Source organism: Xanthomonas sp. D-36-1 (genome assembly GCF_017746155.1).
Lineage (GTDB): Bacteria > Pseudomonadota > Gammaproteobacteria > Xanthomonadales > Xanthomonadaceae > Xanthomonas > Xanthomonas cissicola.
This window is the reverse complement of the sequence record NZ_JAGHWR010000043.1, coordinates 1-16,401: the sequence shown is the minus strand read 5'-3', so window position 1 is coordinate 16,401 and position 16,401 is coordinate 1. Positions and strand designations below refer to the sequence as shown.

Below are 16,401 nucleotides of genomic sequence, written 5' to 3'. Positions count from 1 at the left end.
CTGCCGACCTGGCCGCCCCGACACTGGATAGTGCGGCGCGATCAGGGCAAGCAGTTGCTGCCACGGAACAACCTGCTCCATCTCGGCAAGAAAGATCTCGCGCCGGGTCTGCTTACGCTTGCCCAAGCCCTCAGCGTCACCGAACGTCAGCTGCATGGATGAATCCTCTACATAAGGCGATAGTGTCGCGCATCTGCGGTGAGTTGATCAGACCTTCCCTAGGGGAGATGGCAGCGGTCGATGGTCCCAGAGTGCGGCCAGATCGCGTGGTCGAAGACAGCCGCTGCCCTGCCGATGTTCGATGCATCGTGGAAGGCCGACTGATCGTGAGTGCGACGGTCCTGGGGGGCGGATGGTCCAAACAGGTTGACCTCACGTTAGGCATCCCGGTCCCTATTGCCGATGGCATGTTGACGCTGGTGGATGCCACGCCCACGCCCATCGCCCCGGAAACCGCCGCACGCTCTGCGGCACGCTTCACCTTCACATTTCAAGGCGGTCGCTAGCCAAGCATGCCCTCAGGCTAAAGATCCGCATCTTGCGTCAGCGACCACTTCCAGCGGATTGGAAGTTGCCTGCCCTACTTTCGTTAAATTGCGCTGATCGCGGGCCGAATGCACTGGATCGCCACTGCGAAGTCCAAGCAGCTGGTCGGACGCAACAAGATCCCGCACCCATTACCGCAGCGATTGAAACGTTTCTCGCAGGTGGTCGACCAATGCAGGCGGATTTCCCATCGCAGCGAAATGCCCGCTCGCCCCGACCCGCGCGGCAATCGTCGAGAAGGTCACCGCGGAAGCGTGTGTGCGTCTGCAGGCGGCCCTGCCCGACGACGACGCCCCGCCCGATCCCCTGGCAAGCCTGAGACGCATCACGCACGCCTTGGTGGAAGACCTGGATCTGGTCATCTCCAGCGTCACCGGGATGGGCATGGACGGCGCCGAACGCGGCAATACCTGTTACGCCGCGCCGGAATGGCAGCCGTTCCAGGCGCATCTGGATGCTTCTTCTTGCATGGCCGGCAGCGCGGCGTGTTGGGTATCGAAATGTCGGCGTCCTGATGGAGCGACTTCTATCTCTCGTGCCTGTTCGGAGCCGGTTGGGCTGTGGCCACCGGCGCACTGGCACAGGCATCGGTCGTGCGTGCGGTCCCGACCTCGTTCCTGGACGGCGCACGTTCCGGTTCGAGAGTGCAATCTCCCTAGCCGCAAGCCGGGACAACACGCGATTGATCGCGTTTGCTCAGTTGAAGCGATCGGTCTCTAACGAAGCGGCAAGCCAGTTCGCCGGGGGACGGGCACGGTCTGCACGCGATGCACGAGGATCACCTACGCATCATGCGCTGTCGGCGGTTGATGCAGACGATGCATCTCCGCGCGCTCAGAGACGCAAGGGCACCGTCGAGCGAAAGATCGCAGGCCCCGAATCTGTGCGGTCAGCCGCACGTCATCGCGCCTCACGCTCCCCCGCCGTTATGGGGCAGCGCGCCCTTGTCTTCCTGTAGCTCGCGCTTGAACGGCACGTCCGGCGGTGGGCGTGCGGTGGCCGGTTGATCGTTGAGATTGGGGTCGCTCAGGCCGCAACCGCCACCCAATTGCAGGAGCGACACCACGCAGCTGATCTTGGTGGTCGTGCCCGGAATCGGAATCTCGATCTTCTTCAGGCCGCGCCGCACCCACTCCTGCAGCAGCGTCTGGTTCGGCATCCAGTACTTGTCCAGCGATGTCGGCGTGTAGCCGTACGGCGGACGTTTAAGCCAGGTGCCGCCCTGGGCAATCTGGTCGCGGGTCCAGGTATCGGCCTCGCTGCCCGGTGGTCCGCGGTCACCTGTCGCCTTGCCGGCATCACCTGTTCCGGTGGCCACCTTGACGCTGCCATCGGCATTGAACATGCCGTTGCGCTGGGCGTTGGCGCCTGTCGTGTCGCCTTGCCGATCGCGGTCGGATTTGCTCCAGTCGTCGGCGTTGGCGGCCACGTCCCACCCGCCGCTGCGATCGGCAGGCGTCGGGCCGGCATGACTGCTGGCGGCGGGCTTGACGGGCGACGATGCAGCGGCCGCCGCGCTGCCGGAACGCTCGGACGGAGCAGGACTGGCCTGCGACTGCGCAGGTTGCGCGGCTGCTTGCGCGGATGGCGCCGGCTGCGGGTCGGGAGTCGCAGGCGCAGGCGCCGCTGGCACGACAGGTGTCGCCGCCAATGGCGCAGGCGTCGGATCCGGTACGTTCGGCAGCTCTGCAGGACGCACCGCGATGTCAGGCATGCGCACCGTCGGCGAGATCTCACGCAGGCGTGCAGCCGGCGCTGAGATTTGCGGGCGCTCGGGGATGACGACGTCGCGCTCGCGCACCGTTGGGGCCGTGGCGGTGCGCAGCGCTACATCCGTGGCCGGACGTTGCAGTTCGCGCACCTGCGGACGTTCGGTCAGCGTCTGGATGTCGCGTTGACGCACCTCGACCTGCGGTGCTGCGCGTTCGATCGCACGCGGCGTCAGCGTGATCGTTGGCGGCGGTGGTACGACAAAGTCGGTGGTGGCGACCGGGGTTTCGGTGACCTGCAGCGGCGATTCGATCGTCACCGGCGGTACCTGGAACGTCACCTGCGGAATGTCCGCGGCGACGGGTTCGCTGGCAGCTTGCACCGGTTCCGGCGCATGTTCCGGTGCCTGGGCCGTGTCCGGAGGCTCGACAGGATCGGCGGCTGGCTGCGCTGGTGTCGGTGTCGACAATGGAGCTGCCTCGCTTTTCGCCGCCGATGCACCCGCGTGCGCTGGCGAAGATGCCGCAGCTGCAGACGCCTGCGTCGACGCCTCAGCCGCAGGCTGCCCTTCCCCGCCGCCCTGCTCTTCCGCCCCATCGCCGATCAAGGTCATGCGCACCCGCGATTCGTCGCCGGGTGCGGTTTCCTCCGGCGCCCAGCGCACGGTGACCACCCAGACGAGCAGCGCAATAAACCCGAGGTGGATGAAAAAACTGCCAAGCACCGCCAACCAGTGCTGCCGACGCTGATCCTTCGGGCGCGGGTCCCAGTGCTGCCACCACAGGCTGCGGAACGCCTGGAACGGCGACAGGAGAGAGACGCCGGCCACACCGCGCCGGGCAGGCTGCTCACGCGCCAACAGCACATCCATGACCTGGTCATCGTTGAATGGCGCAGCCACGTGCTTGCGGTTGCCCATCCAGATGCCCCAGCCATACGGAAGGCCGGTGCGCCGATCCACAATGAGCTTGCCGGGCATGCGCGCGCGCAGTGCCTGCAGCAGATCGGCAGCCGTTGTCACCGGTGGTGCGGAATCAGGCCGCGCTGTCGCGCGGAATGTAGGGGGCGTCGCCGGTGGCGTGGTCGGTCGCGTCGCGCACCGCAGTCACGCCGGGCACGCGCCCCATCAGGGTCTTTTCGATGCCCTGCTTCAAGGTCACGTCGGCCATGCCGCAGCCGTGACAACCGCCGCCGAAGCGCAGCAACACCACGCCGTCGGCGGAGACTTCCTGCACGGCCACGCGCCCGCCATGCGATGCCAGCTGCGGGTTGACCTCGTTTTCCACCACCCAGCGCACACGCTCGACCATCGAAGCCGACTCTGCGGGCGCTTCGCCCTTGATCTTGGGCGCCTTGATGGTGAGCTGCTGGTTGCCGGTGGACTGGGTGACGTAGTCGATTTCGGCACCATCCATCCACGGCACGCTGGCGGCGACGACATACAAGGTGAAGCCGTCGCAGTCGATCGCCCATTCGTCGCCGCTCAGGTCCGCCGGTTCGGCGAACTCAAGCCGTGCATCGGCGCGTGGGGTGCCCGCATCCACCGCGCTCAGGCGCACGCCCATGCCGGGCACGCCCTCGCGCTCGATGAGCTTGCGGAAATAGGTCTGGGCTTTGTCGGATATCTGGATCATGCGGGTTATTCTACCGCTCAAAGCGCCCTCGCTCATGGAACACCGTGATCCTGGTGGGCGCGCCGTCCGCCACCCCTGCGAGACCGTCATGACCGATCTGATTCCCCTGGAGCAGGCGCATTGCCTCCCGCGCAAAGGCAGCGACCACAAGCTGGGCGAGGCGCGCCTGGCCGAACTGCTGCCGCAGGTGCCCGGCTGGGAGCTGGCCGAGGCCGGCATGGCGCTCACGCGCACGTTCCGCTTCGCCGACTATTACCGCACCCTGGCCTTCGTGAATGCGCTGGCCTGGATCGCCCACCGCGAAGACCACCACCCCGACCTGGGCGTGCATTACGACCGCGTCGTGGTGCGCTATTCCACCCATGACGTGGGCGGGCTGAGCGAGAACGACTTCATCTGCGCGGCCAAGACCGCGCAACTCTACGATCAAGGAATCACTGCATGAACATGTATCGCGCTGCGCTCGCCGGTCTCATCGTCGCCACCGGCCTCGGCGGCTGCGGCAAGTCGCCACAGCAGGCCTCTGCGCCCACCGTCGCGCCCACCGAACTGGCTGCCCTGAAGACGCCACCGCCGGAATATTCGCCGCAGCTGGCTTGCGCCGGTGTCGGCGGCACCACCGTGCTGCGGGTCGTGGTCGGCGCTCAAGGCACCCCCACCGACGTGTCGGTGGCACAGAGCAGCGGCCAGCCGGTGCTCGACGAAGCGGCCCAGAAGCGCGTGCGGGAATGGCAGTTCAAGGCTGCCACCCGCAATGGCCAGGCCGTGTCGCAGACCATCCAGGTGCCGGTCTCGTTCAAGCCGCCGGTACCGCGTCCAAACGAATGTTTCGCCATCGAGGAACGCGCACGCCGCGGCGGCTGAGGACCGCGCAGGTCGCTGACGCCTTGTTTCTGCACGGCGCAAGCGCGCCGACACAAGCGAATGAGCGCCAGCGCCCTGTTCGGGCGCGCTTGAGTTTCGCACATGGGTGACGCTGGCGCAGATGCGCTACGTTTCGTCTTCAACACCACGTCTTCGTCATCGCGGCATGGCCATCCTGCTTCCCCGGAGGTCGTGCGTATCTCGCGAGCTGCAGTCGCCACGCTCTCCGCAGGAAGTTCTTCATTCCACGAGGACGTCGCGCCACATGCTTGCAGTGTCATCACACAATCTCTGGATCGCGCTTGCGGTCACGCTGGCTGCCGGACTGGCGACCGGGCTCGGCAGCCTCATGGTGGTGTTCGCTAAAAAGCCCAATCCGCGGCTGTTGGCGTTCGGCCTGGCCTTCGCCGGCGGCGCCATGGTGTACGTGTCGCTCACCGAGATCCTCAACAAGTCGATCGCCGCGTTTTCCCAGGCCTACAACGACAAGCTCGGCTTTACCTTCGGCACATTGACCTTTCTGGGCGGCATGCTGCTGATCATGGTGATCGACCGCCTGGTGCCGAATCCGCACCAGAGTTTGTCCAGCGACGATCCGCAGTTTCGCGAAGACAACCGGGCCTATATCCGCCGGGTGGGGCTGATGACCGCCGTCGCGATCACCGCGCACAATTTTCCGGAAGGATTGGCGACTTTTTTCGCCACGCTTGAAAGTCCGGCGGTCGGCATGCCGCTGGCGTTCGCGATCGCCATCCACAATATTCCCGAAGGCATTGCGATCGCGGTGCCGGTGTATTTCGCCACGCGCAACAAGTTCTATGCGGTGGGCGCCAGCCTGCTCAGCGGGCTGGCCGAACCGATCGGTGCGGGCATCGGATATCTGGCCTTGTCCAGCGTGCTCTCGGACGCGGTCTTCGGCACCGTGTTCGGGCTGATCTCCGGGGTCATGGTGTTTCTGGCACTGGACGAGTTACTGCCGGCTGCCAAGCGGTACGCCCAGGGTCACGAGACCGTGTACGGCCTGGTCTCGGGCATGGGAACGCTGGCGATCAGCCTAGTGTTGTTCCGCTTCGCGACGCCGTGAAGCGCGTCGTGCGCTGGCATCTCATGATGACCTGGCCGCAAAGTCTGCTGCGCTAGGGGCTGAGAGCTTTCTGCAGCGACACCATCGCTGTCTTGTTGATGACGAGCCGATGCGCGCTGCCTGCCTGAAATCAACCGCGTGCGTCTTCGCGCACCTTCGTGGCAGATGGCTTCCCGCACTTCTGCTGAACACCGTCGCGCCCGGTCGACTGAAGCACAGTTTTAGAAAGGTTCCAGACATTCAAACCGGCGCATGGTACGCGCGTCATCAACGCGCACACAGCGAGGTGCCGTATGCAACGCACATGGTCACAAGGGCGCCTTGCCTTGGCGCTGTCGATCGCATCCACCGGCCTGATCGCGCTTGGCGGGTGCCGACGTACTGACTCACCGGCGCCGGCCGCCGCCGAGCCTCCGCCGCCTCCCAGCGCGATGGCAACGCCGGCTTACGCGCCGCCCACGGCGGACCAGCTTTACCAATTGGTCGCGCCGATTGCCCTGTTTCCAGATAAGTTGCTGGCGCAAACGCTGGCGGCGTCGGTCTATCCCGATCAAGTGGTCACTGCACAGGAATGGCTACGCAGCAATAGCGGTTTGAGCGCTGCCGATCGCGCGCAGGCCACGGTGTCGCAATCGTGGGATCCGAGTATCAAGGCACTGACTGCCTTTCCCGATGTGGTGGCCCAACTGGCCGGCAATCTGGATTGGACGCGTACGCTCGGCGATGCCTATGCCCACGACCCCAACGATGTGCTCAACGCGGTGCAGATCATGCGCCAACGCGCCCAGGCCAGCGGCCATCTGCGCAGTACGCCGCAACAACAAGTGCAGGTGGCGCGCCACGTGGTGGTGACGCCCATTCTGGATGAGGGCCGCATCCCGCCGCCCTCGCAGGTGATCACCATCGAACCAGCGCAACCGGACGTGGTGTACGTACCGCGCTACGATCCCGGCGTGGTCTACGGCACGCCATCGGGAGTATCGCTACCGCCCGGTCCGCTGGTACGACGAAGGCGACGTCGTCACCACCGGCCTGGTGTCGTTCGGCGTCGGCGTGCTGGTGGGCGGCGCACTTGAGCACCATCACGGTTGGTTCGGCTGGGTCGAGCCGGCGCCTGTCTGGCACCGCTGGGGCTGGAACAGCTGGGGTGTGGATTGGAACGCGCCGCCGGCCGCACCGCATTACGTGGTCTACCAGAACCATGTCTATGCGCCGCGCACCACCACCATCAACAACCGAAACACCTATATCGATGCGCGCTCGTATGTGAATCAGGATCAGCGCCATTGGTCCAATCCGACATCCGCGCCCGTGGCCGGGATGTCTCCGGCCAGCTTCCACGCAGCGCAGGCGGCCGCTCTGCCTGCAGCGGTCGCCAACGCACGTGGGCTTGGTGCGTTTGCAGGAGCCACCACGCCGGCGCCCTCGCCCGCGCAGCTGCATCGCCCGCCCGACTATGCGCATCTGGCCACACCGCATTTCAGTGCGCAGATGCTGCAGCCAGGGCGCCCGGTCGCGCTGAACGCGTCGCCGTCGCCGCATGCTGCGTCCCTGACACCTGCGGCCCGTCCGATGCAGCCATTGCCCTCTGGGATGCGTTCGCCGCGCGTGCAAGCGCCGGCATTCGCATCGGCCGCAGCGCCTGCGCGGGTGAATGACCTACAGGCCGCACAGCAGCGCGTGGCGCAGATGCACGCAGATTCGCGGGCAGCGCAGGAGCAAGCAGCGGCAGCCAACCGTGCACATGCCGGCATGCCGCCGCGTGATGCATTGGCGAGCCGCGACGCCCGCGACAGCCAGTTCCGGGCGCAAGCCCACCCTGCGCAATGGAAGCCGCCCGTGCAAGAGCAACGACAGCTGCCGCCCCATCAGCAATTCGCATCCGCAGCATTGCCGCGTGTCGAACATGCGCAGCAGTCGCAGCCGCGTTACGAACCGCACCCGGTCATGAAGGCAGAGCCGCAGCAGCGCATGCAGCGGATGGCGTCCTTCGCCCCGCCGCGCGCCGCTCCGACACATCAGGCCGATATGCACCAGCAACGCCCGCATCCGTCGGCGCAGCCGCAACATCACGACCACCGCCACGAGGGCTGAGCCAGCGCGCTGGCTCAGCCCTCGTGGCTGCGTCAGCGACCGAGCTGGTCCAGCGCCTCGGCCAGCTCTGGCGCCAGCGGCGCGCTCAACACATACGGCGTCTTGCCGGCATCCAGCGCGAATTCCAGCGATGCGGCATGCAGGAACAGCCGCTTCAACCCAAGCTGGTCGCGTAGGCGCTTGTTGACGTCCGCCTCGCCGTATTTATCGTCGCCGGCCACCGGGTGCCCCAGGTGCTGGGCATGCACGCGAATCTGATGGGTGCGGCCGGTTTCGATGCGCACTTCGCAATACGAATGCCCGCCGCGCCGTTCCAGCAACCTGAAATGGCTCAGCGACGGCTTGCCGATCGCATTCACCTGCACATGTCGCTCCCCTCCCTGGCGCAGGCCGATGTGCAGCGGCGCGTCCACGGTCATCACGCCGTCGGGCATGCGGCCCACCAGCAGGGTCAGGTAGCGCTTGGTGATGCCGCGCCCTTCGACGCGGTCGTCTTCACGCATCAAGGCCTGCAGCTCGGTCAGCGCCGAGCGCTTCTTGGCCACGATCAATAGGCCCGATGTATCGCGATCGAGCCGATGCACCAGTTCCAGGCTCTGGTTCGGCCGCAGCGCCCGCAGCGTCTCAATGGCGCCAAAACTGATCCCGCTGCCGCCATGGCTGGCGACTCCAGAGGGCTTGTTGAGGGCAAGCAGGCGCGCATCCTCGAACACGATCGCCGCTTCCAGCCTGGCCATGAACGAGGACGGTGGCGCTGCCTTGTCGCCTTTGTCGTTGATGCGTACCGGCGGAATCCGCACTTCTTCGCCGCCTTCGAGCTTGCGCTCGGCCTTGGCCCGCCCGCCGTTCACCCGCACCTGGCCGCTGCGGACCAGCTTGTAGATCAGGCTGCGCGGGGCGCCCTTGAGCTGGCCGAGCAGGAAATTGTCCAGCCGCTGTCCAGCACGGTCTTCCGGAACTTTGAGAATACGCACGCCGACGCGGTCGGCCGGCGGCTTGGGGGGCTGGGGGTCGGTCATCCGGCTCTTTATTCTGTTACACTCGGCGAGCGAGATAAGGGTTTGATTTTGTTGGAAGTTGATTGGCCAGAAGCCTGACTTCCGATGATTCCGGCACAGTGCGCGACCACCGCCCCCGGGGCGGCCATGTTAGCGGCTCACCGGCCTACCCGGCCATCGCCAGCGGTTTTTGACCGCTGCGCTGAACATGTCCCGTGCGCTGCCCCGGTTCGTCCGGACGCGGCTGCCGGCCCTGAAACACCTATAAAACTTAAACAAGCGCTCCCGCGGCCTGCCGTGGTGTTGCAGCGCTGGAAACTCTGGTCAGGCCTGTCCGCGCGTTGCGCGAAGGGCCGACAAGCTGTTCCAGAGGCAAAACGTCACGGCGTTCCGCGCGGTAGAGCGCGTGAGGAACGCAACAATGAAGCGAATGCTGATCAACGCAACGCAGGCCGAAGAGCTGCGCGTGGCGATTGTGGACGGCCAGACCCTGTACGACATCGACATCGAACAGCCGTCCAAGGAACAAAAGAAGTCCAACATCTACAAGGGCCGTATTACCCGGCTTGAGCCTTCCCTGGAAGCGGCGTTCGTGGACTACGGCGCCGAGCGTCATGGCTTCCTGCCGTTGAAGGAAATTTCCCGCGATTATTTCCAGGCCGGTGTCGACCATAACAAGTCGACCATTCGCGAGCTTCTGCGCGAAGGCCAGGAAATCGTGGTGCAGGTCGACAAGGAAGAGCGTGGCAACAAGGGCGCCGCCCTGACCACGTTCATCTCGCTGGCCGGCCGCTACATGGTGCTGATGCCAAATTCGCCGAGCGCCGGTGGCGTTTCGCGCCGCATCGAGGGCGAAGACCGCGCCGCGTTGAAGGAAGCGCTGGACAAGCTCGACATTCCCGACGACATGGGCGTGATCATCCGCACCGCCGGCGTGGGCCGCGATGCCGAAGAACTGCAGTGGGATCTGGACTATCTGCTGCAGACCTGGAAGGCAATTGCCGAAGCTGCGCTGAGCAAGCCGGCCGCGTTCCTGATCTACCAGGAATCGCGCCTGATCATCCGCGCCCTGCGCGACTACCTGCGCGCCGATGTCGGCGAGATCCTGGTCGATACCCCGGAGCTGTACGCCGACGCCCAGGAGTTCATGAAGCAGGTGATGCCGCAGAGCCTGCGCAAGCTCAAGCACTACACCGACGATATCCCGCTGTTCAATCGCTTCCAGATCGAATCGCAGATCGAAGGCGCCTATGAGCGCAACGTGCGCCTGCCCTCGGGCGGCTCGATCGTGGTGGACCAGACCGAAGCGCTGACCGCCGTGGACGTGAACTCCTCGCGCGCCACCAAGGGGAGCGATATCGAAGAAACCGCGTTCCAGACCAATCTGGAAGCGGCAGAAGAAGTCGCACGCCAGCTGCGCCTGCGCGACCTGGGCGGCCTGGTGGTCATCGACTTCATCGACATGGCCTCGTCCAAGCACCAGCGCGAAGTCGAAAACAGGTTGCAGAACGCGCTCAAGTACGACCGTGCGCGCGTGCAGTTGGGCCGCATCTCGCGTTTCGGCCTGATGGAAATGAGCCGTCAACGGCTACGTCCGAGCCTGGGCGAATCCAGCCAGATCGTCTGCCCGCGTTGCGACGGCCACGGCCGCATGCGCAGCGTCGAGTCGCTGTCGCTGTCGATCATCCGCGTGGCCGAAGAGCACGCCATGAAGGAAAACACCGGGCAGGTGCTGGTCCAGGCGCCGGTAGAAATCGCCAACTACCTGCTCAACGAAAAGCGTAGCGCACTGCGTGAAATCGAGCAGCGCCATGAGTCGCCGATCATCATCGTCGCCGACGAGCAGCTGCACACCCCGCACTACGAAGTCACGCGCCTGCGCGAGAACGAGCTGGGCGAAGAGAGCGGCAAGCCGAGCTACCAGCGCGGCACCCCGCGCAAGCTGCCGGTGCATGCACTGACCAAGGCGCAGTTGAATATTCCTGCCGCTCCGGCGGTCACGTCGATCAAGCCGAGCCAACCGGCACCGGTGCGCGAAGAGGCCCCTGCCCCGGTCGCGCCCGTCGCTGCTCCGGCGCCGGTGGTGACCGTGCCCATTCCGGCACCGGTCACTGGCGTGGTGGGTTGGCTGAAGCGGATCTTCGGCGGCGTCGAGCCAATTGCCCCGGCCCCAGAGTCGACCCCGCGTCCGCGCCAGAACGATGCCGGCCGCAATAACCGTAGCGAGCGCGGCGAGCGTGGCGGTCAGCGCCGCGATGGTCGCGATGCCCGCAATGGTGGCAACCAGCAACGTGGCAATGGCGGCAATGGCAACGGCGCCAACAAGGAACGCCGTGACGAGCGTCGTCAGCCTGCCAACGCCCAGGGCGCGCAGAATGGCGCACAGGCGCAGCAGCAGGTGCAGGTGCCCAAGCCGCCGCGCAGCGAAGCGCAGGCGCCAAAGCCGCAGCAGCAGAAGCCCAAGCCGCAGAATCAGAGCCCGCGTCCGCCACGTGGGCCTGCACAGCAGGATGGCGCGCCGGCCGAGCGTCAGCCGCGTCCGGCACGCCAGGATGAAGGCACGGCAGCGGCGCAGACCCTGACCCCCACTGCCGCAACGGCAACCACGTCGAGCGTGGTGTCCGCCATTGCCGATGCCGCTGCCGCTGCACCCACCAATGCGCAGACCAACGCGAATGAAGCGGTCCAGGCGCATCCGGTCGATGTCACCGTGATCGAATCCACCGCTGATCGCGGTGCCGACGCGAATGCGGCTGCACCGGCTCCGGATGCCGCAGGCGACGATGCAGCCAATGGGGAAGGCGGAAGCCGCCGTCGCCGCGGCCGTCGTGGTGGCCGTCGTCGTCGTCGTGGCGCTGGTGCCAACGGAGAAGGTGGTGCCAGCGTCGATGGTCTGGACGGCGACGATCTGGACAGCGATGCCGACAACGATCTCGATGGCGACAGCGAAGGTGACGACGCTGGGATGCAGGCGCATGCTTCGGCCGCACCACGCGCCGGCCAGCCGGAATTCGACTTCGACGACGAAGCACCGGCACCCGCAGTGCGCGCCAAGCCAGAACCCGCTGCCCAGGCAACCGCCAAGGCACGTCCGGTTCCCAAGGAGCGTGCAGAGCCACAGATCGGCAGCGATACAGCCTCGACCACCGCGCCGGTTTCCAATACCGTGCCGGCATCGCAGCCGTCAGCAACACCCGTTGCCAACGCTGACACCGCCCGCGAGCGCCCTGCTGCGCCCGTCGCGGCTACGGACGCAACTGCCAAACCCGCGCCGGCTGCCACAGCGCCGACGGTTGCCGGCACCGATGGTGCGGCAGCGCAGGCTGCGGAACAGCGCCCCGTAACGGTCGCTCAGCAGGCATCCGCCACCCCGGCACCGATTGCCGCTCCCGCACCAGTGGTATCCACTCCGGCAGCTGCAGTGGCTCCCGCCGCCGGGGCGGCACCGACGGCACCGGTGGCGGCTGCCGTGGCTCCGGCACCGGCTGTTGCATCGCCTGTGACCAGCAATGCGGCGACAAGCAGCCAGCAGCAGCCTTCGGCGCCGGCAACTGCAGCTGCGCCTGCCGCTGCCCAGGCCGCGAAGCCCGACCAACAGCAACCCGCTGCGTCGGCGGACGTTGAAACACCTCCGGTGCAAGCCACTCTGGTGCAGCCGGCACGTGGAACGCCTGCTGAGGACCTCTCGGCACCTGCGGCAGCTTCCCCGGCGTCGCAGGCCGCAGTGGTCACGGTGACGTCGCCGCACGCCGAGCAGTCTGCTTCGCAGACGCCATCTTCCGAGGTGGCAATGACCTCTACCTCGACGGTTGTGCAGGCAAGCCCGAGTGCAGACACCGCGCCCGTGCGCAAGCCGTATGCTCCGGTGCAGACCACCATGCTCGATGCGCTGAGCCCGAACGATGCTGCGCCAGCGGCCTCCTCTGCCAGCAAGCCTCCGGCAGCAGCCCCTGCAGCAGCGCAGGAATCGCAGGCAGACAAGCCCAAGCCGACGGTGATTGTGTCCGAAGCAGTCAAGCCAGTTGCTCCATCGGCCGAAGCCGACCAGGCGCAGGGGGACGACAGCAGCAAGCCGCGTGGCGATCACTGATCGCCAAGTGGCTGGCCTGGTTGGATAGCAGGCCATGTCAACATCGAAAACAGCGGCCTTCGGGCCGCTGTTTTTTATGCGCCACCTGCACTAACGCGAAGCCGCATCCGCCGGCTGCAATCCCGGCGAGGCATCTGCGCTCCACGTTGGGGTTCAGCCGACATACGTGTAAAAATGACTCGCAGAATCCGATTTCTTTTTTGAAGACATGAGGTTACCGGATAAAACGGCGCTTCCATCGGCTCATCCACTACCTCGTCCTTGTTGAGGTTCGGCACGCTGCAACTGTCTTGCGGGGAGTGTGCGAGACCGGTCGGTCACCGGGTGGGTAATAGACGGATGCCGCCGCCCCATGTAGCGGCGGTCATGAGGGTCGGCAGGGATTAACGACGCCCTGCCGACCCTCATGCCGGGCTACTGCTGCCCGTGCGCCACGTGGCAGGCCCGGCCTATAGCACCGCGCATCGCCTGGCCGTGCTTGGGCGCGTAGCGCGCCCAAGCACGCTCCGGTGGCGTCATGGACGTCTCGACGCTCATCCGGTTTGATCCATCGTCACCAACTCAAGGGTGGGCGACCCAAGGCATCCAGGCGTTCTGCATCTTCAAGTATCGCAGCAGTTGTGCGCGGCGAAATTGGCTGTGCGTCATCCAGTGCATAGGCCTGCCGCGCAGCATCGGCGGCTAGAGCCTCACGCGTCCGCGGTGAGTGCTCTTGCAGCCTTTGACGCGTGCTCTGGGCCAGATCGGGCGCGATGACTGGCATCGAGGGAAAGGCGTATTGGGGCGCACGCTTGGCCTGGTTGAAAAGCAAGGCCTCCTCTAATTGGCGTGCATACGCATGGTTCGCAGTTTGCGGGTCCTCGATCTCGGTCTTGTATGCGTTCGCCTTATTCAGCGCTGCGCTCGCGGCAGGCTTGTCGAACTTTTCAACTACGGTGGTGGTCGTTCCGTACGTTTCGGCCCAGCGCGAATCCCTTAGTAGCGTGGCTGGACCGTCGCACCACGAGTCAAGGACCACCGCAGATTTCTTCGCTTCTGCCGCGCCTGGCGGCTGGTAAAGCGCGTAAACGTGGGGCACGCTGCATTCACGTACGGTCATCATCTGCCCGCCATCCTCCATGCGGACTGCATGTTGGCGGGCATTGATCGCTGCGTTATGGTCACAGTTGCCAGCCCCAACAGCTAGCCCGCTGCCTGCCTCATCTCGATACATGGCATAAGCCACGTCAGTGTAGATGGCGCTCCGTCCGTTGCTGAGCCGCAGATCGCTATCGACATTGCCTCGCCCACGGTGCAAGGCGAGTCGTGTCTCGTGCACCGTCTCTGTAGCATCGGCAAGGCGTTGACGGTCGCTCGCGTCTTCGATGGGTCTGCCGTTGAGTCGCATACCAAGCTGGTAGGCCGCCTGCTGAACTTCGTGCGGCTGTAGGGTCGGCTGCCGGAAGCGACCCCGCCTTGTTCCCGAAGAGCCGATTGCCACCAAGCCATGCAGGCTGGGTGACATGGGCGCCTCGGGGGATGAAGGCGTAGAGGGCGTGGTCTGCTCTGTGGTGTGAGTTAAATAATGCTCAGGTTCACCCGCTACGGGTGAACCCACTACGCTCGGCTTTGAAGTGCATAGCCCCATCTTGATCTCCTGCAGTGACTGTAGAAGCAAGTTTGGCGGTGAGCACTTCGCTTCGCTTCGCCTCACCGAAACCCTGGCTGGGATGGCGAAGCATGACGCGGGGGATGACCGACCCTCATGACCGCCGCTACATGGGGCGGCGGCATCCGTCTATTACCCACCCGGTGACCGACCGGTCTCGCACACTCCCCGCAAGACAGTTGCAGCGTGCCGAACCTCGAAAGGGACGAGGTAGTGGATGAGCCGATGGAAGCGCCGTTTTATCCGGTAACCTCATGTCTTCAAAAAAGAAATCGGATTCTGCGAGTCATTTTTACACGTATGTCGGCTGAACCCCACGTTCTTCCAACACGGCGGTCAAAGTGTGCCGCTCGTGCCTAGCGGTTGTAAAAAACCTTCGACCAGGAATTGCGACGACGCCAGAACTTGCCGGCACATGACGACCATCGTTGCGGAAAGCTCCCTGTGCGAGGCTTGTATTCATGCTCATTGCATGGGACCTCAGGGCGCACGCCGCCAGGTTCTAACGTAGTGCGCGCCTCTAGCAGGCCAGACTAATTCGCGCACGCATGCGTGTGCGCAATCCAGCTGCGGCTGCCGAAGGGCAAGACACGTCGTTTCTCAGCGCGCGATGAGTCTTCTCTACGCGATGTTGTTCGCCCTGGCCTCGCAATGCAGCGCAGCCAATGCGGCGCACTCAAGGCAACGGTTCACAGCACTCTGGAGGGATCGGTCAGACCGTATTGATTGGCTAGCCGTGCCAGCGCAATGTTGTCCTGGATGCCGACCTTCTCAAACAGGCGTGCCTTGTGCGTGTTGATGGTCTTGGCGCTGAGGTTCAGGCGCTTGGCGATGTCTTCCTGGCGCAGCCCCTGGGTCAGCAGTAACGCCACTTCCAGCTCGCGGGGCGACAATGCATCGAACGGTGAACCGCCACCTTCCAGATTGGACAGAGCCAGGTTCTGCGCGATCGTGTTGCCGAGATAACGCCGCCCCAATGCGACTTCACGCACCGCGCGCAGCAACTCGTGCGCGTCACCGCCCTTGCCCACATAGCCGGAGGCGCCTGCCTCGAGCAAACGCTTGGGCAATGGGCCGTCTTCGAGCACGGAGACGATGATGACCCGCGTGCCGTAGTCGCCCTTGACGATGCGCTCGGTAATTTCCAGGCCGCTGACGCCGGGCAAATGCAGATCGCACAGCACGATGTCCGGTTTGAGTTGACGAATCTGCGGCAATGCAGCTTCGCCGCTCTCTGCTTCACCCACCACATCGACGTCCACTTCCTTGGACAGAATCATCTTCATGCCTGTACGCACGAGTGCATGATCGTCGATCAGAAAAACTCTGATGGTCATCCTTGTTGTCCTCGCTAGCGGCTGGCTGGTGCAGCCTATCTCCGTGAATAATTCAGGGCAAGCTCGATGCGACGTATTACGCTCAAGTTAGAGCGTTATGACGCGTCACTAGAGCATGCATGACGTGCGCATGGCGCGATGTCTCTAGGGAAGGTCTGATCAACTCACCGCAGATGCGCGACACTATCGCCTTATGTAGAGGATTCATCCATGCAGCTGACGTTCGGTGACGCTGAGGGCTTGGGCAAGCGTAAGCAGACCCGGCGCGAGATCTTTCTTGCCGAGATGGAGCAGGTTGTTCCGTGGCAGCAACTGCTTGCCCTGATCGCGCCGCACTATCCAGTGTCGGGGCGGCCAGGTCGGCAGCCGTACGCACTGGCGACGATGTTGCGGATT

Annotated in this window: 10 protein-coding genes and 3 pseudogenes; 7 read left to right on the top strand and 6 right to left on the bottom strand. The window is 64.9% G+C overall.

Features of this window, described 5'->3' with window-relative positions; all coding sequences use genetic code 11:
* Window positions 1–156, bottom strand: a pseudogene (locus J7367_RS13660) (IS5/IS1182 family transposase); the annotation flags it as partial.
* Window positions 157–158: 2 nt separating this feature from the next.
* On the opposite strand from J7367_RS13660, the gene J7367_RS13655 reads away from it, so the two are divergent.
* Window positions 159–506: a hypothetical protein gene (locus J7367_RS13655; RefSeq protein WP_209028938.1), complete on the top strand. Its 348-nt coding sequence runs from the start codon at window positions 159–161 to the stop codon at window positions 504–506.
* A gap of 950 nt (window positions 507–1,456) precedes the next feature.
* Here the strand turns inward: J7367_RS13655 and J7367_RS13650 are convergent.
* On the bottom strand, window positions 1,457–3,277 hold the full coding sequence (locus J7367_RS13650; RefSeq protein ID WP_057664169.1) for a hypothetical protein: 1,821 nt from the start codon (window positions 3,275–3,277) through the stop codon (window positions 1,457–1,459).
* A gap of 13 nt (window positions 3,278–3,290) precedes the next feature.
* Complete coding sequence (locus tag J7367_RS13645) at window positions 3,291–3,890, bottom strand: NfuA family Fe-S biogenesis protein (protein ID WP_007964449.1); 600 nt, start codon at window positions 3,888–3,890, stop codon at window positions 3,291–3,293.
* Window positions 3,891–3,978: 88 nt separating this feature from the next.
* Between J7367_RS13645 and J7367_RS13640 the strand changes: the two genes are divergently transcribed.
* The 4 genes and pseudogenes from J7367_RS13640 to J7367_RS13625 all read left to right on the top strand — a co-directional run bounded on the left by J7367_RS13640 (window position 3,979) and on the right by J7367_RS13625 (window position 7,932).
* Window positions 3,979–4,335, top strand: a complete 357-nt coding sequence (locus tag J7367_RS13640; RefSeq protein ID WP_003489213.1) for a 4a-hydroxytetrahydrobiopterin dehydratase — start codon at window positions 3,979–3,981, stop codon at window positions 4,333–4,335.
* Window positions 4,332–4,754, top strand: a complete 423-nt coding sequence (locus J7367_RS13635) for an energy transducer TonB (protein WP_005916451.1) — start codon at window positions 4,332–4,334, stop codon at window positions 4,752–4,754. Before J7367_RS13640 ends, J7367_RS13635 begins: the two co-directional genes overlap by 4 nt.
* Window positions 4,755–5,019: 265 nt before the next feature.
* Window positions 5,020–5,838 (top strand): zinc transporter ZupT, encoded by an 819-nt coding sequence (gene zupT, locus J7367_RS13630; RefSeq protein WP_007964444.1) that lies wholly within the window; start codon window positions 5,020–5,022, stop codon window positions 5,836–5,838.
* A gap of 293 nt (window positions 5,839–6,131) precedes the next feature.
* Window positions 6,132–7,932: pseudogene (locus tag J7367_RS13625) on the top strand (DUF3300 domain-containing protein).
* 32 nt (window positions 7,933–7,964) lie between these two features.
* Here the strand turns inward: J7367_RS13625 and J7367_RS13620 are convergent.
* Window positions 7,965–8,951 (bottom strand): RluA family pseudouridine synthase, encoded by a 987-nt coding sequence (locus J7367_RS13620; RefSeq protein WP_057664173.1) that lies wholly within the window; start codon window positions 8,949–8,951, stop codon window positions 7,965–7,967.
* A gap of 409 nt (window positions 8,952–9,360) precedes the next feature.
* Between J7367_RS13620 and J7367_RS13615 the strand changes: the two genes are divergently transcribed.
* Window positions 9,361–13,020 carry an Rne/Rng family ribonuclease gene (locus tag J7367_RS13615; protein ID WP_057664176.1) on the top strand — a complete coding sequence of 1,220 codons (3,660 nt, stop codon included), beginning with the start codon at window positions 9,361–9,363 and terminating at the stop codon, window positions 13,018–13,020.
* Window positions 13,021–13,573: 553 nt separating this feature from the next.
* Here J7367_RS13615 and xopE read toward each other — a convergent pair.
* Window positions 13,574–14,647, bottom strand: a complete 1,074-nt coding sequence (xopE, locus tag J7367_RS13610; protein WP_057661330.1) for a XopE/AvrPphe family type III secretion system effector — start codon at window positions 14,645–14,647, stop codon at window positions 13,574–13,576.
* Window positions 14,648–15,357: 710 nt separating this feature from the next.
* Window positions 15,358–16,005 (bottom strand): response regulator, encoded by a 648-nt coding sequence (locus J7367_RS13605; protein WP_003489223.1) that lies wholly within the window; start codon window positions 16,003–16,005, stop codon window positions 15,358–15,360.
* Between the two features lie 210 nt (window positions 16,006–16,215).
* Between J7367_RS13605 and J7367_RS13600 the strand changes: the two are divergent.
* Window positions 16,216–16,401, top strand: a pseudogene (locus tag J7367_RS13600) (IS5/IS1182 family transposase); the annotation flags it as partial.